Below are 17,961 nucleotides of genomic sequence, written 5' to 3'. Positions count from 1 at the left end.
GGCGTTCTGGGCGCTACGAGCAGCACAAACCGAAAGCTGGACCCACGCGATGACTTATAAGACCCCGGTCGCGACGATTTTTGGCGGCACCGGCTTTGTCGGCCGCCACACCCTCAAGAAGCTGGCTGGCTCTGAGATGGTGATCCGGGTCGCTACCCGCAGCACCGCCAACGCCGCGCGCCTGCGGACCGGCGGCGTCGTGGGCCAGGTCGTCCCGATGCTGGTCGACCCGTATGACGACCGTCTGCTCGCGGCCGCAATCGACGGCGCCGACATCGTCGTCAACCTGGTCGGCACGCTGACGACGGGTGGCTTCAAGCGCGCCCATGCCGAATTGCCAGGCCGGATTGGCGCAGCTGCCAAGCGTGCCGGCGTCCAGCGCGTCGTGCATGTCTCGTCGATCGGCGCCGATCCCAACGCGGCCTCGCGCTACGCCGCCAGCAAAGGCGAAGGCGAAGTTGCGCTGCGTCAGGCGTTCGCCGACGCGACGATCCTGCGCCCATCGGTCGTGTTCGGTCCCGAAGACAACTTCTTCAACCGCTTCGCCATGCTGGCGAGCTTCGTGCCCATGCTGCCGTTGATCGGCGGCGGCAAGACGCGCTTCCAACCGGTTTGGGTTGGTGACGTGGCGCAGTCGATTGCCAACGCGGTTGCCGATGACAATACGCGCGGCCGCACGTTCGAGCTGGGTGGGCCAAGCGCGCATTCGTTCGAAGAACTGATGCAGCTGATGCTGAAAACGATTCGTCGCGAAGGCATGCTGCTGCCGATTCCGTTCGGCATTGCGGCGCTGGCGGCGAAATGGACCGGCTGGTTGCCGGGCGCACCATTGAGCAGCGATCAGGTCGAACAGCTGCGTCACGATAATGTCGTGCAACAAGGCGCTGCGACGTTGAAGGATCTCGGCATCGAAGCGACGTCGCTGGAACAGATCCTGCCGACCTATCTCAATCGCTATCGCAAAGGCGGTCAGTTCGCCGACATCCGGGACTATTCGGTCCGCTGACGCGTCATCCAGATCGTTGAACGCGGACGGTTTCGAGCAGCGCCCAGCCAAGCACGAAAAACGCAACTACGACGCTCATTCCGACGCGTTGTGATCCGGTCGCGGTGGTCGCCAGCGAAAAGCTGAACGGTCCTAGAAACGTAAAAGCGCGTCCGGTCAGGCCGTACAGGCCGAACAATTCCGCGGTGCGTTCGGGCGGCGACAGACGGACCAACAACGACCGGCTTGCTGCCTGGGTCGGTCCGACAAACAGCGACAGCGCCAACGCAAACACGACAAACATCGTCGTGTCTTCGACCAGCAACAACGGCACGCCGGTCGCGATCAAACCGATCAACGACAGGCGCACGGTCGGTTTCGAGCCAAGAAAATCATCCAGCCAGGCAAACAGAATCGCGCCGATGCCGGCGGCGATATTGAGGCCGATCGCCAGCAGCACGACTTTGTCGAACGCCATGCCGAACGTGCCGGCGGCATACAGACCGCCCATCGCGAAGACCGTCGCAAGCCCGTCGCGATACAGCGCACTGGCCAACAGAAAGCGCCACAGATTCGGTTCGCTGCGCGCTTCGCGCAATGTCGCGCGCAGTCGCGCCATGCCTTTGCGTGCGGCTGCGCCAATCGACAAAGCAGGTTTGCCTTCGCGCAAAATCAGCAACAGCGGCAAGGTGAAAACCAGATACCAAGCGGCGACCAGCAGCGTCGTCGCGCGGATATGTTCGGCCTTGTCGTGCGACAGGCCAAACCACGCTTGTTGCGGCTGCACGAATCCGACCAGCGCAAGCGCCAGACAGGCGATGCCGCCGAGATAGGCGCAGGACCATCCCCATCCGGACAGGCGGCCAAGCTTGGCCGGCGGCGCCAAGCGCGGCAGCAGCGCGTTATAAAACAGAAACGCCAATTCGAACGCGACAGCGGACGCGCCGACGACGAGCAACACCCAGATCGCGTTGCTGCGATCGGGTAGCGCGAACCATAAACCCGCGCTGGCTGCAGCGACGATGCTGCCGAAGAAAATCAGAAACGGTTTCACGCGGCGTTGTTGGTCGGCGATGGCGCCGACCACCGGGCTGAGGATCGCGACCGCGATGCCGGCTGCGCCCATCGCGAAGCCCCACGCAGCGCTGCCGCTGGTTTCGTCGCCCCAGATCGCTTTGGCGAAATAGACCGGAAAGACGAAGGTGACGATCACCGTGTTGAAAGCGGCGAGTCCGACGTCGTACAGGCACCAGGCCAGCACGGTCTTCAGATCAAAACGTGCGGGTGGCGCGGAACTGGTCGCTAGAGCCATCGTTCGGAAGTACAGAACATCCGGCGGAGTTGCGAGATGCTAGTCACGATCATCATCGGTCTTTTGGTCGGCCTGGTGGCCAAGCTGCTGATGCCGGGCCGCGATCCCAGCGGATTCATCATCACGATCGTGCTTGGCATCGCGGGCTCGTTCGTCGGCACCTATATCGGCCAGACACTGGGCTGGTATCTGCCGGGCGAACCGGCAGGGTTCGCCGGCAGCGTCATCGGCGCGATGATTCTGCTGCTGATCTATCGGATGTTCGCGGGGCGTCGCGACAGCTAGCTTCGCGACGCTTGTTGGTTTGCCGGCCTGCGCCGGCGTTGCGACTAGGCTCACCGCGGCGTGAGGCGTCTTCGCTTTCACGCCGCACGATCGCGTGCGACGAGGCGGTATGCCGACCGCCACCTTTCTGTTGATCGCTGTCATGATGGTGATCACGCCTGGGCCGAACATGGCCTATCTAATTTCGCGCTCGATCAGCCAGGGACGCGTCGCGGGCATGATCTCGCTCGGCGGCGTCGTGCTTGGCTTTGTCGTCTATGTGCTGTGCGCGTCGTTGGGCCTGACGGCATTTCTGCTGGCGGTGCCCTACGCCTATGACGCGCTGCGCCTCGCGGGTGCGGCCTATCTGTTCTATCTCGCGGTGCAGGCGCTGCGTCCGGGCGGACGTTCGCCGTTTCAGGTTAGCGAGCTTCCGCGCGACAGCCGCGCCAAATTGTTTTCGATGGGGCTGCTCACCAGCCTGCTGAACCCGAAGATCGCGATGTTCTATCTCTCGGTGATTCCGCAATTCGTCACGCCCGAACACGGCAACGTGTTGCTGCAGTCGCTGTTGCTGGGCGGAACGCAGATCGTCGTCAGTCTGGTCGGCAACAGCATCTATGTCTGCGCAGCCGGCGCGATCGCATCGTTTCTGTTGCGTCGTCCGGCTTGGGCGACCGCGCAACGCTGGTTCATGGGATTGGCGCTGGGCGGTTTCGCAACACGCATGGCGCTGGACGCGCGCCGTTAGCGGCGCGCTTTATTTGTTTGCCGGCCTGCGCCGGCGGGGGGGGGCGCTAACGCCGCCACACCATCGCAAAGCTGATCGGATGATTGCGGTGCGTTTCCCATTTTGGTTTCGCCGCGACCCACGTATCGTCGATGACGCTTTCGATCATCTCCTGCAACACGAAGCCGTGCGCGTGCGCAGCGGCGACGTGATCGGCGAAAAGATGGACGTGGCTTTCGACGGTCACGGATTCGCCGTTGGCGCGATCGAAATGCGTCGGCATGCCCAGCATCAGAAAATGCGGGTGGTACCCGACCAGCACGAACCGACCGCCCGGACGTAGCAGCCGGGCCACTTCGCGATAGAGCGGCTGCAGATCGGCGAGATGCTCGTCGGCCAAACTCTGCGTCGCGAGATCATACGCACCGTAGGTAAGGCCGGTTGCGGTGACGTCGCCTTGTTGCAGCGTGTCGTAGACGTTCTTCTGCGTCGCCAGCGCCAGCATCGCGGGCGTCAGATCCACGCCGTCGAGACGCCGCACGCCTTGGGCACGCAGCCAGGCGCCGATCCGACCGGTGCCGCAGGCAAGGTCGATTGCTGCGGCGCTTTCCTTCCAGTCGACACAGCGAAGCTGGGCCAGCAACCGCAGATCCATCAGGTCGAGAACGGTCGCCTCATAGGTCGGCGCCCATTCGCCATACCCGTCGCTGGGTCGCAGGACCGGGTAGTGGCGCTTGTCGAACGATGTGAAGTCCATGCCGCCTCAAACGCAAAAAGCCGCCCCGAGGCGTAACGGCGCCACCGGGTCGGTTCAAATCCGACTGAGAAGAAAATGGAGCGGGCGAAGGGATTCGAACCCTCGACCCCAACCTTGGCAACGCGACCCAGGTCGTTACTCCGATGTTCGACGGAATACGCGCTCGCGCGCGCTTTTGTCAACGCGATCAATGGACAAGATCAGTTTTTCTACGATTTTCTGCGCCGGAATTTCTAATCGCACGACGCCCGTCTGCTTACGCCTTGCTTCCGAATCGGGAGCCGTTCTGATGCTCGTAAGCAGAAGGTTCGGCGAAAGTTCTAACGTGTCGCGGCTCACCAAACGGGTGGTCGATAATTTGCGGCCGGACCCGGCGCGCGAGGTCTTTGTCTGGGACGACGAGATCAGCGGGTTCGGGGTCCGGGTGCAGCCGACCGGCGTAAAGACCTACGTCGTGCAGTACCGGACCCAGGTCGGCCAGACGCGCCGCATGTCGATCGGGCGGCACGGTGTTGTCACCACCGATCAGGCCCGGACAGTCGCGCGCAAGCACCTCGCCCATGTCACGCTGGGCGACGATCCGTCCGCCGCCCGAAAAGCCGCGCGCAAAATCATGACCGTCGCCGAGGTCTGCGACTGGTACTTGGAAGAGGCGGAAGCGGGCCGGCTGCTGGGGCGCCGTCGCCGGCCGATCAAGGCGTCGTCGCTCAAAATGGATCGCAGCCGCATCGTCGCGCACATCAAGCCGCTGCTTGGAAAGCTGCCTGTCGCCGCGCTGAAACTCGCCGATGTCGAGGACATGCAGGCTGATATTGCGGCCGGAAAGACGGCGAAACCACGCGTCGGGAGTCGCGGCGGCGCCACGACGGGCGGCGAAGGAACGGCGGCCCGCAGCGTCTCGACGTTGCGCAGTTTGCTTAGTCACGCGCGGCGCCGCGGCCTGATCGACAACAATCCGGCGATGGGTGCGCGCATCTTCGCCGGCAATGTGCGAGAGCGCCGGCTCAACGAAACCGAGTTGCGTGCGTTCGGTTTGGCGCTGCGTTCCGTTGCGCAAGAAGGCGAACACCCGACCGGGTTGGCTGCAATTCGACTGCTGCTGCTGACCGGCTTTCGCCGCATGGAAGGCTTGGGTTTGCAGCGAGCCTGGTTGGTCGAACGCCGCGCCATTCGCTTTCCCGACACGAAAAGCGGACCGCAATTGCGGTATGTCGGCGCCGCTGCGGTCGAGTTGATCGAAGCACAGCCAACCGTGGATGGATCGCCGTTCGTGTTTCCCGCAGATTGGGGCGACGGTCACTTTATCGGCGTCGTGCGCGTGCTGGATCGAGTATGCACGCGCGCAAATCTGACCGAGGTGACGCCGCATGTTCTGCGGCACACCTTTGCCAGCATCGCAGGCGATGTGGGGTTCTCCGAATTGACCATTCGCGCGTTGCTGGGGCACGCGGCGAGTGGCGTCACGCAACGCTATGTGCATCTCGACGCAGCGCTTGGGCTTGCTGCCGATAGGGTCGCCGCGATGATTGCCGGGCTGCTTGATGGTGCGGCCACAATGCCGTCGCCGCTCGATGTGACCGAGATAGAACCGGCGCTGAAACAGTTCGCGTGATGCGCTCGAATAACGATCAGCGCGCAATGAACGTGCGCTGATCCTCTTGTCCCCGCCCCGTGCCGGGGCGGGTAAGTGCGGGGTAGGACCATTGCGCTGGTCCTCCCGCTTGGCACGCGAACGCCAGCCGAAGCAGGGCCGCGTGCATCGCATGGCGTGCATCGAGCGCGTTTCAGCGTCCGTCCCTTGACGCCACGCGTTGCACACAACCCGGCTTCGGCGGTTCGCGTACCACCCAACCCCGTCGCTTTCGCTCGCCGCTTGGCAGGGGTGCAGGCGTTGCCTGCACCCCGCCCAGAATTTGCAGCAGATTTTTTTTGAAGCGTGTTCGACCCGCAACAGAACCGCGAAAGTCGTTCCGTTCTACGAAGCGCCGCGCGCCATGCGCGCATAAATATCGATCAGCAATGTGCGGAGATCGGACGAAGTGAACGGCTTTGGAAGAAAGCCGATCGCATTTTCCTCGATCAAGTTATCCATGCCGGGCGTGCGGTATCCGCTAACGAGAACCGTCGGAATGTGATGATCGCGTTTCAGAATGCGCGCCAACGAAATGCCGTCGATTCCGTGGCCAAGATTGATGTCCACAATCGCCAACGAGAACTCACCCAATGATGCGGCGCCCGTAGCGGATTCAGCACTTCCTGTGCTGACACATTGGTGCCCCATCTCCCGCACCATTTCACAAAGCAAACCAGCGACGCGAGGCTCGTCATCGACGACAAGAACATTCACCGGAATCCAACCTTACAAGGAGCTAAACGGCCCCAAATTGCGAGTGAGTAAGTTGGACAAATTGTGCTTATTTCAGTTTGTGTCAACAGCGCTTCGCGCCGTCCGCATAGCGGCGCGAGTAGCAAACATTGTCAGACTACGCGTCGTCGATGAGTTCGTTGCGCGCGTGCAAAAGCGCACGTTGCAATGCGTGCGATGAAAACGGCCATGTCAGGTATCCGATGCCGAGACGTTCCGTCAGCACCTCAAGCGGCTTTGAATATAGGTCACCGACGAACAGCGCTTGCAATCGCGCGGCGCGTCTAAGTAGTTGCGCCGCAAGAAATCCGTCAGTCGCGGCGTCGGACGAAATGTCGATGATCGCCACATCGAACGTTGTTTCGCCGACAAGTGATAGCGCATCCGAAATCGAAGATGCGCACAAACAATCGTGGCTTAAGTCCCGCAACAAGCTGCAAAGCGTTGCACCCCCCACCTCGTCGGCATGCAAAACGAGGACGTGCAAATGATCGGCCTGCAGGCGCCGCGGTGCGATTACATGGTCAAATGTTGTCGGCATTTAATCCCCGCGCAGGGGCAACGCGCCGGTCGGCAAATGCAACCGAAGCCCGCCTTATCCCAACATTTCGGCGGACGCGTCGTTCCTCGACGGCCGCGAACAGTGCGCTTCAGGTATGGTGCAACGCATTCCCCAACGCGTGTCGCGTGCAGCGCGAAAGCAAATCCAAAACGATTTGACGGCGCATCGAATACAGCGCTAACACGCATTTGCCGTCGCTTGTTGCGGATAGACGCATCGTACTTTGGCGTACAAAAGCGCAGGTACGCGTACTTTGCTTGGTCTGGCGGATCGGATTGGCGGATCGGGCGCTGTACGGCAAGATAAAAGGAATGGTGCTGCTTGTAGACGAAAGGCGCACAAATCCTTATGCGCTGAGGCACTTATCTTGGTGCCGTTCGAATAGGCTGGTGCCGTGCCATAGGCGAGAGCAGCAGAGAGCTTGTCTTTCGACAGCACCATCGCCGCTCCGGCTGGAACCTTCAACACGCAGGCCCATTAGGCCACGCGCCGCAGCCATCTAGCTGACTACCTGTAATCCGTCGGTTTAGAAGCGCATTGGCTCCGAGCCGAAATTAGTCTCCGCTGGATCCGTGGTCCCGCTACTCATAGGCATGCCCGGCAGGGCCAAATCCGACGTAAGCAGTCGAGCACAGCGTCGCCCGGAGGCGAGCCTAATTGCTTGGCTTACGGCAATTGCAGCGACCGCTGCACCGACAAACGGTAAGGCAACGGACGCATCGGCGATTTCGACTAGCCCACAGCGCGTACGGGCGTCAGCTGTTGAGAGCAACTCAGCATAGGCAGGCATCGCAAGCGTAGCCTCGCGCGCTTTGGGTCGCTCCGGATTCCAGGCGGCTTCGACTGAATCGCCGTTTCGAAACGTGCGAACTTGAAAGCATTCATACTCGGTCGCGCCCCCGCCAGTACCGCCATCGACGACATGCTCGAATCCAGCGGTCGCAACGAGTTTCCGAGGCGGCACTTTGTCTAGACCGACTAGCGCGATGCGGGGGTCGTCAATTTCAAACAATGGAGGGGCATTGAAGGGGCGCTCGATGAGCGTGGTTTTCCAACCGGCGCATTCAAGCCAACGGGAAACCAAGCGTGTTTTCCGTTCTCCAAAAGGGACTTCATTCCAGAACGCGAGACTGGTCCCCTCATTCTCCTCCGCAAGCAAGTCGAAGTCCTGCAGATGGGCGCGCCGCCGACCGGAGTAGGGCAGGAAGGTCAAGGCCCAAGCATATGCCTGGCCGACATGGCCTAGACCGACGATCCAAACATTGTTCGGTACATCGACGGCCTTCGGGCCAATATCCGCGTCGCGAACTTCGAGGTGTGGCTCCCAAAGTGAAGTGCACATAGGACGGAAGCGAAGGACGGCTTCGGTTCCAACGGTGCGAAAGATTGCAGCTGTGGCGAGGGCGCCCGAATACACGCCCGCCAGCGGATTCATCCCGTCTCCGAGTCTCGCGTCGGAATCAAGTCCAGCGTGCCATCCGTTCCACCAACAACGGCGATACCAGGCCCCACACGGTGGAGTGTCGCCAATCGTGATAACGTGCGTCGCTTCAATGTCAGCGCTGAGCGGAACACCGATCCGCGTCAGCGCGTCGCCAATGCGATTGCCGAGCGGCCCGCACGCAAACAGCGGAACGTTGGGGTCAGCTATTACGCGAACTTCGCCGAACGTCTTCTTTGCGGTTGCCGCTGCCGTAAGCATCGCAGCTTGTCCTGCAGGCGAGTTGGCGGCTGCGCTGTCGCAAACAATCAAGGCCCGTATTCCCTTCAAGCGCGCAAGCGCTTCATCGAAGAGAAGGCCGTTCGGATGGTCCGTCAGCGCCTTGATGATCCGCGATTCTCTGAGCGGAATCATTTCAGCACCTTAAAAAATCGGCTGCCTCGTTTTGTTTGATCCATCCACGCCCCGTTGCCGCGGTACTCGAACTGGCCGATGCCGCCGGGGTGCTTCGGGCCGCGAGCGAAGTTCGGTAAAATGAACGCGATATGCCCCGCGCGCGGGATCGCCGGATACGCACGATCCGACTCGCTTTGCTCATATCCAAAGGGGTGAACGTGTACGTCTGCGACGACCTGCAGCTTTTTCTCCGCGCATAAGTTCCATAGCGCTTCGAATTTAGCGCCGTGGAAATGAACGATGCCGGTGTTGAGCGCAGCCGGATCAATGTCGTCGTAAAAGACGAATTCACGAATCTGCAGTTGCTCACCGCAGCGTACGCCCAGCAGAAAGGCGCCGCTCTCGCGTGTGTGCTTCTGTGTCCTTCGCTCCAAATCAGCGACGCCGTCAGCCCAGACTCGTTCTTCGCAAACGATCCTAGGCGGCTCTACGCGCAGCAACCGCTGAAGCGTAATCCGCAACCAGCGCATGGAGTTCCTCCAAAATAAATGTGATTTCGCGATCAGGGCGCCAGGCTAGATCAGGACGAAGCGCTGCCCAGTTGTTGTGGCCTGCACAACGGCGTTCCCACGGGCGGTACAACCCATGATCCCAGTGTTTGAAGGCGTCAGCGACGTGCGGCGGAAAGGTTGGGCGCGCTTCGTTGGCAAGCTGCACGCCCTTGGCTGTATCCCAAATCTCCACGAGCGGCGGTTGCGCGGGTAGGTCATCGCAGTAGAAACGGAAATCGAACGAAGCGTGTTCGCTCGAATCCCGATCAACGGCGCTGACTCGGATTATAACTTCCGGCCCGCTTCGAGAGACGATTGTCCATCGGCCAGTCTCACTGCCGGCGATGAACTTGGCGGACGCGAGGTGCTTGTTTAGCGCGCGCTCACCTGCGCTGACATCCTCACCCATTGGTGAAGTCTTTCAGTGTCAGCACGAGATGTGAGCTGCAGGTTGCGCCGTCTGTCAGGGTGCCAACAACCGTGTCCTTGGGCAGCGGACTGACTGCATTCGGAAGCGTCAGATTGGCCTTACCGGCCTGGTCCGGATCGAGGTTGAAGCCTTGCTTGCCGACGGCCCATTTGAGGATGCGGTAGATCGTGGCCGACGGCGGAAAGGCTTTCGACTTTTCTTGGTCGAAGCGGACCGTCACCTGAACCTGACGGCACCGATGAACGACCATCACGAGTGCTTTGCGGTCGCGGACGATTTCAATATCGATCAGCGGCTCTTCACCATCGTGTTCGAACACATGGGCGTCCTCGCCCAGCCCCGCAGCTTCGCGGATCACGCGAAGCAGATCCTCGGCATTTTCGAGTTCGACGCTGTGAAGCCCCCCGGCTTCCGTATGGATCTCTACGTTCTTCATTTCTGCAGCCCCTCCTTCGGGCTAGCCCCCTGTTTGGGTTTCTAACCGTATATGGATTGGCAGTCTTCAATGTCAACCACACCGACATCATGGCGTGTCTAAATGTTTATAACTTACTGATTTAAAACGGAAATCTGCCGAGATGATGCGCGTGGGCTAGCTCGGAACCGAGGAGGGCCGGGGATGGTTGTTTCACTGTCACCCATGCCGTCTCTGCGGTTTGTTGACACGGTTGACGGGTTCGAATCGGGCAATAAACTCGCGATAGCGGCGCGATCATGGGGTCGTAGGGGAGTCTGTATGGACGACGTTTTTTATCAGCGGATGGGAAGCCGCATTCGCGAGCAGCGCGAAAAGAAAGGCCTGACGCAGGGCGAATTGGCCGAAAAGCTGAGCCTTTCACGGACATCTCTGACGAGCATTGAAACTGGCAAGCAGCGTGTCCTGGTCGATCAACTCGATCGCATAGCTACTGCGTTGGATGTTCCTGTCACGAAGCTGTGGCCGAAGACGACTGAGATACAAACCCCGAAGCCAGGACTTCCGGAGATCGTCGTTCAGTGGCAACGCAAGCGCAGCGACGCGGCATGACACCGCTTCGCGTGCGATACGCGCGCATCGAAAGCGTCGTTTTAGAACTACTCGCTAAATACCAAAGCGCGAAAGCGCCGATCGACATAGTGCAGATCGCGCGCGGCGAAGGAGCATCGATCCACTTCGATTCGTTCGATGATAAAAGCGTATCCGGCTTTTTGGTTCGCGAAGGGGATAGCGCTGATATTGTCGTGAACAACGGGCAGAGTCGCGAACGGCAGCGATTCACGATCGCCCACGAGCTAGGACATTTTAAGCTTCACGAACGCGCGCCAGTTCACGTGGACACCACGTTCAGCGTCTTCCTTCGCTCCGACAAATCATCTGAAGGCAAATATGTAGCTGAGATCGAGGCGAATACGTTTGCTGCATCAATCTTGATGCCTTCTGCAATGCTTAGAGCAGAAATCGATCCAGCTTCCCTCGACATTGAGGACGAAGCGGTGGTCGCTGTCCTTGCAAAGAAGTATGGCGTGAGCCGTCAAGCTATGACGTATCGCCTTCAAAACCTATTTGCTCAAAGCCGCGAAACTTAGAGCACTGGGCTTCGGCATTGCGCCCGTGGCGCCTCCCGGCTGTCCGCGTACAACGATTGCTGATTCGGGACCAACGTTGCTGCTCGGGCTTGATCTACGTCCCCAATGGGCGCAAACGCGCTGTTTCTTTTTTCAGGAATTAAGGAATTCCCGGAAAAGTGGGAATCGAATCAGCGAGTTGACCGCAATGCGCGCTGTAACCAATTTAAAATTGAGTCAAGGCTTTTCTGGCGTTGTAGTTATTTTCCGGGTATGAATTTCAGATGATCGTAGATGGGGAATTGCCATGAATCGCCGTCTTTCTGGCGACCCGATCGAGTTGTTGCGGGTCCAAGATGCAGCATCGCATCCAACTCCAGAAGAAGACCGGGGCGTTAGCGAAACGGCGCGCGCTGACATTGAGCAAATTGAGGCGTATCTGCGGAGCCCCGATTTCCAGGTCATGAAGACGCGATTTCGATAAAATCCCGCATTCTCTTCTGTTAAAAAGGCAGCTTCGGCTGCCTTTTTTATTGTCCCTACATGCAACTGACCGGGAAGTTCCGAGCCCTTGCGCTGTCAACCGACGCGGATTGGGCCAACATCAAACTAAGCATGACCGCGACGGGCGCTATTGACCACGTTGCGAATAAGCTGATCGACGACTTCCGCGCGCTGGGCGCCGGCGCCGTGATCCTCGAAGAATCCTATCTCGATCGCGACTTCAGCGATGACTTCACGAAGTTTTACGCCGGAGTGTTCAGGGCACATCACAAAGTATGCCAGCGCTGGCACTTCTTTACTTCTGATCTCGTGAAGATCGCGGCAGCGGGCGCGATCTATGAAGGGCTGGAGATTCTCAGCAGGCAGAAAAAATATCTCGGGTTCATAGTTACGCGTCCCTTGGAACACGCACCGATAGCCCGAGCAGTAATAGCTTGCGACACAGGTAAGTGGCCGGAGCGACAAGTTTTGATTAGCGCCGAGCACGAAGTGCATTTGCTCGGCGCCAGAATGATCGTTCGGGGAATCCCGTTCACGCAGCAAGACACGCAGGTTGGCGCTTGTGCTCAAGCGGCGATTTGGATGGCCGGACGGCATCTTCATACCAAGCACCGAGAGCGCTGGTATTCGACGTCAGCGATTACGGAAGCAGCGGTACGACACGAAAGCTACATGTCAGACCGGCTCCCCTACGGATCGGATGGCCTAAGTGCGTTGAACATAGGATCAGCGCTGCGCGCGATGGGGCGTGAGCCAATCATTTATGCCGCGCGCATCGACCAAGGCGAACTTCGGTGGCCCGATCATTTTCGTCCGGAAGAAATTATCCATCGTTTCGTGGACTCTGGCATACCGGTCATTCTTGGCCTTCGGCCGTGGTCGCCGGATGACGCATCCTATCATGCAGTAGTTGCGGTCGGCCGCGTTCTTGGCGGTCCGGAGCGACACTCAGAAGGCTCTACGGTCGCCGCTTATTGCCCAGCCTTCCTCGTCAATGACGATCAGATTGGAAGCTGTGTGCGTATTCCGGTTGGCGGGAATGAAGAGGGCGACACGCCGTACAACGTTCGGGATCACGTGCACTATCTGATGATCCCAATGCCTACCAAAGTTTACCTGAACGCGGATACCGCTGAGCGTTTGGGCCGCGATATGCTGAGCCGCTACGTCGATCGCTGGGAGGAATTTCGAGACGCCTACCGCGATAAGCTCGGAACTTCCGTCAATGACGGTGAGGCGTTTGTGCGCGACGTGCGCAATGGTCAGGTGTTGGCGCGCACGTACTTAACTTACGGCTGGCGCTATAAAGAGCGAGCGCTGCGCAATACGCATCCAGCAGTCGTCATCCAGAACATAGCGACAATGCTGTTGCCGCGCTTCGTCTGGGTCGTGGAATTCGGAACTGTCGAGGAGCTTTCTTATCCGAACGTCGCTAATGGGCGCATACGCGCACATGCGGTGTTCGATGCGACCGCTAGCCAATATCGAGAAAGTAAATTGCTCTGCCATGCGCCTGGCTATCTGCGATTGCTCACGCATGCTGAAGATGTGTACGCGCCGTATTCGGACGATACGGTGTGTATCAAGGACGACACCTCATATGTTCCCAAGCCGCTCGACTAATCCGACGAAGCGTGCGGTCGGTCGCCGGCGCATCTGCCACATGATTAAAGCGGGCTAACGCGCTCGATCATCGCACTGTCGCTACGTAGCAAACCGCTTCAACAAACGAGCCCAATCCAGATCGAGCGTCTGGCAGAGATGGACAAACTCGAAAACGTCGATTCGCTGATCGCCGGATTCAACGCGCGAGACGTACATCTGATCGCGCCCAATCGCCTCGCCGAGCGCGCCTTGGCTCATTTCTTGATCTTCACGCGCACGGCGAAGCTCTTGCACGAGTTCGCGATACCGCGGATCGACGATCGTCTTTCTACGCCGTGATGTTTTCCGGCCAGCCATTAGGACTGGCTATCATCGGAATATCGTTTAAACGAAAATCGTGTTGACTTTCGTTCTGCTTGAAGCAGGATGAGGTTTGCGAGCCGGGATCGAACTTGGCCGCGCCAAACGCGTGCAAATGCCTAAACGAAAAACGTTTAGCACATGCGTCGAAGGGAGGTGGGAGGATGCCGCCATGCTGGCGTGGAATGGCGGCATCCAATCCGGAGCGGCATCCCGCAATCCGAAAAGCAAAGGCAACCGACGCGGCAGCAACGAAAGGAAGAACAATGACAACGCGGAAACGCGCACACAGCGCAGGGCAGGGGCCGCAGCGTCTATTGGTCGAGTGGCGATCAACGCTTCGGCAGGTCGATGCGGTGAACCGTGTTGTGACCCAGCACGAAAACGCGTTCTTCGCCGCACAACGCAGGGCATCGGGCGCTGCGCAGGTCGCGGAAAAGAAAGCGGCGGTGCAGAAGGCGATGGACGAGCAGGGGCGGCTACTGACGCGGGCCGACAAGATCGCCACGCGCATCTATCGAGCCCAGGTCGATTCCGTTGCCGACGTGATCGCCAAGCTGCGCGTCCTGGTCGTGCAGGAAGAGGACATTCACCCCGCGGTTCGCACGTGCCTGCGGAACCTGCGGCAGTTGTCGCGCAAGTGAGGGTCGGAAAATGCCGAATCTCGACCCCAAAAACCGGTCTTGCTTCCAAGTTGCTTCCAAATCGCCGCGCGCGGCCGCGTGGAAGCAGCCGCCGAGCGAGTCGCTCGCGGCTAACAACCTGATCTGTCTGGTAGAAAATGGAGCGGGCGAAGGGATTCGAACCCTCGACCCCAACCTTGGCAAGGTTGTGCTCTACCCCTGAGCTACGCCCGCGCTCCGAATCCCGCGGCAGGGCCCGCCGCGGAAGTCGCGCACTATACGGATCCGCGTTCCGGGCGCAAGCGGCCCCGAATTTGACCCGGAAGCCCAGGCCTGCGACGAAAACGCCTTGCCCCGCGGGTCCCGGCCGCACATCTAATCGCCGCCTCAAATCGCCTTCAGTACGGAATTGATCGCATGACCTTCACGCTCGGCCAGACCGCAGCGGCACCGCACGCCGACGACGCGGTGATCGACGCCACGACGCAAAGCTTTGAGACCGACGTCCTGAAAGCCTCGCGCGAACGCCCCATCGTGGTCGATTTCTGGGCGCCGTGGTGCGGCCCGTGCCGCCAGCTGACGCCCGCGCTGGAAAAGGTCATCGGCGCGACCAAGGGCAAGGTCCGCCTGGTCAAAGTGAATATCGACGAGAATCCCGAGCTGGCGCAGGCGCTGCGCGTGCAGTCGATTCCGACTGTGTACGCGTTCCTCGACGGCCGCCCGGTCGATGGCTTTATGGGTGCGCTGCCCGAAAGCCAGGTGAAGCAGTTCGTCGAACGTCTGCTGAAAGGCGCACCCGACAGCGAAGAAGAAGGAATTGAAGCCGCGCTCGCCGAAGCCAAACAGGCCGAAGACGAAGGCGACGTTGCGGGCGCAGCCGAAATCTACGCGGCGCTGCTCGAACACGATCCGGAATTGGCGGCGGCGCATGCGGGTTTGCTGCGCACCGTGCTCGCCACCGGCGACATTGAAGGCGCGAAGACGCGCCTCGCCACATTGTCCGAAAGCGTCGCCAAAGATCCTGCGATCGTTGCCGTGCGCACCCAGCTCGATCTTGCCGAACAAGCAGCGAAAAGCGGCCCGCTCGACGATCTCAAAGCCAAAGTCGCGCGCGATCCGGCCGATCAGGCGGCCCGGCTTGAACTGGCGCTCGGCCTCTATGCGGCCGGCAAACTCGAAGAGGCGGGCGATATTCTGCTCGACTCCATTCGCCGCGACCGCGCCTGGAACGACGGCGAAGCACGCAAACAGCTGGTCAAATTCTGGGAAGCCTGGGGCCCTGCCGACCCGCTGACGATTCAGGGGCGGCGAAAACTCTCCTCGATTTTGTTCAGCTAAGCCCTAGCTGGCTAGTTCATGTCCCGCAGCGCTTTCGATCCACCATTCGAGCAGTTGCCCACGACGCTGCCGATCTTTCCGTTGGCGGGCGTGCTGTTGCTGCCGCGCGGCAAACTGCCGTTGAACATTTTCGAGCCGCGCTATCTCGCGATGTTCGACGATGCGATCCGCGGCGATCGATTGGTCGGCATGATCCAGCCTTGCGATGAAGGCTGCGCGCACCGCGCAAAGTCCGGCAACGGCGAACCGATTTTTCCGGTCGGTTGCGCCGGCCGCATCACCAGTTTCAATGAGACCGAAGACGGCCGCTATCTCGTCACGCTGACCGGCCTGGCACGGTTTCATGTCAAAGACGAATTGGCGATGGTCAAAGGCTATCGCCGCGTCAATGTCGATTGGTCGGCGTTCCAAGCCGACTATCAACAAGCTGGCGTCGCACCGATCGATCGTTCGCGTCTGCTCGAATTGTTGCAGGCGTACTTCCGGCAACAAGGCCTGTCCGCCAATTGGGATGCGATCGAAAGCGCGCCTGACGAGAAATTGGTGACCTCGCTGGCGATGATCTGCCCGTTTGCGTCGAGCGAGAAACAGGCGCTGCTCGAAGCGACCTGTCTCAAAGACCGCGCCAAAGTCATGATGGCACTGCTCGAAATCGCGGTCGCGACGCCGATGGACGGCGACGACCCCTGCCACTAGATTCCGGCGCATGCCTGACGCGCGCCGCACCGTCGACCCCAAGCTGCTCGACCTTCTGGTCTGCCCGCTGACCAAACAGCCACTGCGCTACGATTCCAGCGCGCAGGAACTGATCAGCGACGCAGCCCGTCTCGCCTATCCAATTCGCGACGGCATTCCGATCATGCTCGTCGACGAAGCACGGCAACTCGATCCATGACCGATATTTGGCCGAGCGAGATCAAGTTCGTTCGGGCAACGCAGACGCTTGAGATCGATTTCGACGACGGCACGCGTGCCTCGTTGCCGGCCGAATATCTGCGCGTCGAATCGCCGTCGGCCGAAGTGCAGGGTCACGGCGCCGGTCCCAAGCAACTGGTGACCGGCAAGCGCGACGTCACAATCGACGCGGTCGAGCCGATCGGAAACTACGCGGTCCGACTGCGGTTCAGCGACGGCCACGACACCGGCCTCTACAGCTGGTCCTATTTGCATCTGCTTGGCCGCGAGCAGGCCGCGCGCTGGGCCGATTACCTGAAGCGGCTCGACGCCGCAGGCGCCCGCCGCGATCCCGCCATGAGTCGCGCGTAGGCGAAAGCCATGCGAGCAGGATTGCGACTTATCGGTCTGGCGTTGGCGCTGTTGGTCAGCGGCTGCGACGACGATCAAAAGAAACCCGACCCGGCGCCGGCGCAACGTGCGGCGGGTCCGGCGCCCGGCCGCCCGAACCAAGTCGAACGGCGAAATTTCGTCTGGCGCCTGGTGCCGCCGACCGAAGCGCTCGAAACCGTCGAACAGGCGCTGTCGCATCGCGAATTGCCGTCGCGCGCAACCTTGGACGTCGCATCATTGGTTGCGGGCTTCGTCTACGACGTGCCCGCACCGCGCGACGCGCCATACGACGTGCACACGACGTTGCTGCGTTCGCCGTGGAATGAAAGCGGTTGGTTGCTGCATGTCGCGGTGCGCAGCGCCGATGGAAGCAAGCTTACCAATCTTACCAGCGACGAAGGTGTCGCGATCGAATTCGATCCGACCGAAGTTGCACGCGCACGTCCGATCGGCGGCGACCGCGTCGCAATGTCGGCCGACGGAAAACTTGCGCAGACGCTGTACGAATTGACGCCGGCGCGGCCGTGGGCGCAGCGCCGCGATGCGCGCGCCCAAATTCATCTCGGCACGGTGCAGCTCCATTGGCGCACCGCCAGCGCCAACGAACCCAGCAGCCTGGCGCGGGCCATCGCAGTCACTGCGGTCGACGATGTCGAGAAGATCGATTCCGAAACACGCTTTGCGATTGCCGCCGCCGCGTTCGGGCTGGTGCTGCGCGGTGACCGTGCGGTGCGCGACTTCGACTATTCCGACGTGGAAATGCTTGCCGCCCCGCCAGCCGCACGCGATCCGGACGGGCGCCGCGCCCGCATGCTGGCGGCGGTGCGCAGCGCCGATCACACCGTCTCAGGCGTGCCCGAGCGGAGCCGCGAATAGCCGACCTGCGCGAGATTCATCGTCTGATGA

Annotated in this window: 24 protein-coding genes and 1 tRNA gene; 14 read left to right on the top strand and 11 right to left on the bottom strand. The window is 60.5% G+C overall.

What is annotated here, in order from left to right:
* The first annotated feature begins 49 nt into the window (after window positions 1-49).
* Window positions 50-1,006: a complex I NDUFA9 subunit family protein gene (locus TMPK1_RS14130; RefSeq protein ID WP_420243679.1), complete on the top strand. Its 957-nt coding sequence runs from the start codon at window positions 50-52 to the stop codon at window positions 1,004-1,006.
* Window positions 1,007-1,010: 4 nt separating this feature from the next.
* Here TMPK1_RS14130 and TMPK1_RS14125 read toward each other — a convergent pair whose 3' ends face one another.
* Window positions 1,011-2,297, bottom strand: a complete 1,287-nt coding sequence (locus TMPK1_RS14125; protein WP_420243678.1) for an MFS transporter — start codon at window positions 2,295-2,297, stop codon at window positions 1,011-1,013.
* Window positions 2,298-2,333: 36 nt separating this feature from the next.
* On the opposite strand from TMPK1_RS14125, the gene TMPK1_RS14120 reads away from it, so the two are divergent.
* Window positions 2,334-2,582, top strand: a complete 249-nt coding sequence (locus TMPK1_RS14120) for a GlsB/YeaQ/YmgE family stress response membrane protein (protein ID WP_420243677.1) — start codon at window positions 2,334-2,336, stop codon at window positions 2,580-2,582.
* Window positions 2,583-2,691: 109 nt separating this feature from the next.
* Window positions 2,692-3,312: a LysE family translocator gene (locus tag TMPK1_RS14115; protein ID WP_420243676.1), complete on the top strand. Its 621-nt coding sequence runs from the start codon at window positions 2,692-2,694 to the stop codon at window positions 3,310-3,312.
* Window positions 3,313-3,358: 46 nt separating this feature from the next.
* Here TMPK1_RS14115 and TMPK1_RS14110 read toward each other — a convergent pair whose 3' ends face one another.
* Complete coding sequence (locus TMPK1_RS14110; protein ID WP_420243675.1) at window positions 3,359-4,048, bottom strand: class I SAM-dependent DNA methyltransferase; 690 nt, start codon at window positions 4,046-4,048, stop codon at window positions 3,359-3,361.
* Here TMPK1_RS14110 and TMPK1_RS14105 point away from each other — a divergent pair.
* On the top strand, window positions 4,026-5,660 hold the full coding sequence (locus TMPK1_RS14105; protein WP_420243674.1) for a tyrosine-type recombinase/integrase: 1,635 nt from the start codon (window positions 4,026-4,028) through the stop codon (window positions 5,658-5,660). The two genes, TMPK1_RS14110 and TMPK1_RS14105, sit on opposite strands and share 23 nt — an antisense overlap.
* A gap of 363 nt (window positions 5,661-6,023) precedes the next feature.
* Here TMPK1_RS14105 and TMPK1_RS14100 read toward each other — a convergent pair whose 3' ends face one another.
* The 6 genes from TMPK1_RS14100 to TMPK1_RS14075 all read right to left on the bottom strand — a co-directional run bounded on the left by TMPK1_RS14100 (window position 6,024) and on the right by TMPK1_RS14075 (window position 10,229).
* A complete protein-coding gene (locus TMPK1_RS14100) occupies window positions 6,024-6,395 on the bottom strand; it encodes a response regulator (protein ID WP_420243672.1) in 372 nt (123 codons plus the stop codon).
* Window positions 6,396-6,531: 136 nt separating this feature from the next.
* The gene (locus TMPK1_RS14095; RefSeq protein ID WP_420243671.1) at window positions 6,532-6,954 is read right to left on the bottom strand and encodes an ANTAR domain-containing protein; all 423 of its coding nucleotides are present in this window, start codon (window positions 6,952-6,954) and stop codon (window positions 6,532-6,534) included.
* A gap of 547 nt (window positions 6,955-7,501) precedes the next feature.
* Complete coding sequence (locus TMPK1_RS14090) at window positions 7,502-8,830, bottom strand: hypothetical protein (RefSeq protein ID WP_420243670.1); 1,329 nt, start codon at window positions 8,828-8,830, stop codon at window positions 7,502-7,504.
* Window positions 8,827-9,342 (bottom strand): hypothetical protein, encoded by a 516-nt coding sequence (locus TMPK1_RS14085; RefSeq protein WP_420243668.1) that lies wholly within the window; start codon window positions 9,340-9,342, stop codon window positions 8,827-8,829. The genes TMPK1_RS14090 and TMPK1_RS14085 overlap by 4 nt, the downstream gene beginning before the upstream one ends.
* Entirely contained in the window at window positions 9,290-9,772 is a 483-nt protein-coding gene (locus TMPK1_RS14080) for a DUF7665 family protein (RefSeq protein WP_420243667.1), read from the bottom strand. Before TMPK1_RS14080 ends, TMPK1_RS14085 begins: the two co-directional genes overlap by 53 nt.
* Complete coding sequence (locus TMPK1_RS14075; protein WP_420243666.1) at window positions 9,765-10,229, bottom strand: hypothetical protein; 465 nt, start codon at window positions 10,227-10,229, stop codon at window positions 9,765-9,767. Before TMPK1_RS14075 ends, TMPK1_RS14080 begins: the two co-directional genes overlap by 8 nt.
* Before the next feature lie 300 nt (window positions 10,230-10,529).
* Between TMPK1_RS14075 and TMPK1_RS14070 the strand changes: the two genes are divergently transcribed.
* The 4 genes from TMPK1_RS14070 to TMPK1_RS14055 all read left to right on the top strand — a co-directional run bounded on the left by TMPK1_RS14070 (window position 10,530) and on the right by TMPK1_RS14055 (window position 13,465).
* Window positions 10,530-10,820, top strand: coding sequence for a helix-turn-helix domain-containing protein (locus TMPK1_RS14070; protein ID WP_420243665.1), 291 nt, complete (start codon window positions 10,530-10,532; stop codon window positions 10,818-10,820).
* On the top strand, window positions 10,817-11,359 hold the full coding sequence (locus tag TMPK1_RS14065) for an ImmA/IrrE family metallo-endopeptidase (protein WP_420243664.1): 543 nt from the start codon (window positions 10,817-10,819) through the stop codon (window positions 11,357-11,359). The genes TMPK1_RS14070 and TMPK1_RS14065 overlap by 4 nt, the downstream gene beginning before the upstream one ends.
* Before the next feature lie 286 nt (window positions 11,360-11,645).
* Entirely contained in the window at window positions 11,646-11,822 is a 177-nt protein-coding gene (locus TMPK1_RS14060) for a hypothetical protein (RefSeq protein ID WP_420243663.1), read from the top strand.
* 59 nt (window positions 11,823-11,881) lie between these two features.
* The gene (locus TMPK1_RS14055; RefSeq protein ID WP_420243661.1) at window positions 11,882-13,465 is read left to right on the top strand and encodes a hypothetical protein; all 1,584 of its coding nucleotides are present in this window, start codon (window positions 11,882-11,884) and stop codon (window positions 13,463-13,465) included.
* 81 nt (window positions 13,466-13,546) lie between these two features.
* Here TMPK1_RS14055 and TMPK1_RS14050 read toward each other — a convergent pair whose 3' ends face one another.
* Together TMPK1_RS14050 and TMPK1_RS14045 are read right to left on the bottom strand one after the other, a co-directional pair.
* Entirely contained in the window at window positions 13,547-13,705 is a 159-nt protein-coding gene (locus TMPK1_RS14050) for a hypothetical protein (RefSeq protein ID WP_420243659.1), read from the bottom strand.
* A gap of 70 nt (window positions 13,706-13,775) precedes the next feature.
* The gene (locus TMPK1_RS14045; protein WP_420243658.1) at window positions 13,776-14,006 is read right to left on the bottom strand and encodes a hypothetical protein; all 231 of its coding nucleotides are present in this window, start codon (window positions 14,004-14,006) and stop codon (window positions 13,776-13,778) included.
* Window positions 14,007-14,073: 67 nt separating this feature from the next.
* Between TMPK1_RS14045 and TMPK1_RS14040 the strand changes: the two genes are divergently transcribed.
* Window positions 14,074-14,451 (top strand): hypothetical protein, encoded by a 378-nt coding sequence (locus TMPK1_RS14040; protein WP_420243656.1) that lies wholly within the window; start codon window positions 14,074-14,076, stop codon window positions 14,449-14,451.
* A 138-nt stretch (window positions 14,452-14,589) separates the two neighbouring features.
* On the opposite strand, the gene TMPK1_RS14035 is transcribed toward TMPK1_RS14040, so the two are convergent.
* Window positions 14,590-14,664: transfer RNA gene (locus TMPK1_RS14035), tRNA-Gly, on the bottom strand.
* Window positions 14,665-14,847: 183 nt separating this feature from the next.
* Here TMPK1_RS14035 and trxA point away from each other — a divergent pair.
* Genes trxA through TMPK1_RS14010 form a run of 5 tightly spaced genes read left to right on the top strand, consistent with a single transcriptional unit; the run spans window position 14,848 to window position 17,931 of the window.
* Window positions 14,848-15,768 (top strand): thioredoxin, encoded by a 921-nt coding sequence (trxA, locus tag TMPK1_RS14030; RefSeq protein WP_420243655.1) that lies wholly within the window; start codon window positions 14,848-14,850, stop codon window positions 15,766-15,768.
* 18 nt (window positions 15,769-15,786) lie between these two features.
* Window positions 15,787-16,464: an LON peptidase substrate-binding domain-containing protein gene (locus tag TMPK1_RS14025; RefSeq protein WP_420243653.1), complete on the top strand. Its 678-nt coding sequence runs from the start codon at window positions 15,787-15,789 to the stop codon at window positions 16,462-16,464.
* A 10-nt stretch (window positions 16,465-16,474) separates the two neighbouring features.
* The gene (locus tag TMPK1_RS14020; protein ID WP_420243651.1) at window positions 16,475-16,663 is read left to right on the top strand and encodes a Trm112 family protein; all 189 of its coding nucleotides are present in this window, start codon (window positions 16,475-16,477) and stop codon (window positions 16,661-16,663) included.
* Window positions 16,660-17,034 (top strand): gamma-butyrobetaine hydroxylase family protein, encoded by a 375-nt coding sequence (locus tag TMPK1_RS14015; protein ID WP_420243649.1) that lies wholly within the window; start codon window positions 16,660-16,662, stop codon window positions 17,032-17,034. Before TMPK1_RS14020 ends, TMPK1_RS14015 begins: the two co-directional genes overlap by 4 nt.
* A gap of 9 nt (window positions 17,035-17,043) precedes the next feature.
* Window positions 17,044-17,931 carry a YfbK domain-containing protein gene (locus TMPK1_RS14010; protein ID WP_420243648.1) on the top strand — a complete coding sequence of 296 codons (888 nt, stop codon included), beginning with the start codon at window positions 17,044-17,046 and terminating at the stop codon, window positions 17,929-17,931.
* Window positions 17,932-17,961: the final 30 nt, after the last annotated feature.

The sequence above is a fragment of the Roseiterribacter gracilis genome, assembly GCA_018332375.1.
GTDB lineage: Bacteria > Pseudomonadota > Alphaproteobacteria > BOG-932 > Roseiterribacteraceae > Roseiterribacter > Roseiterribacter gracilis.
Note: the sequence above shows the minus strand (reverse complement) of the source record. Positions and strands in the feature narration are given on the sequence as shown.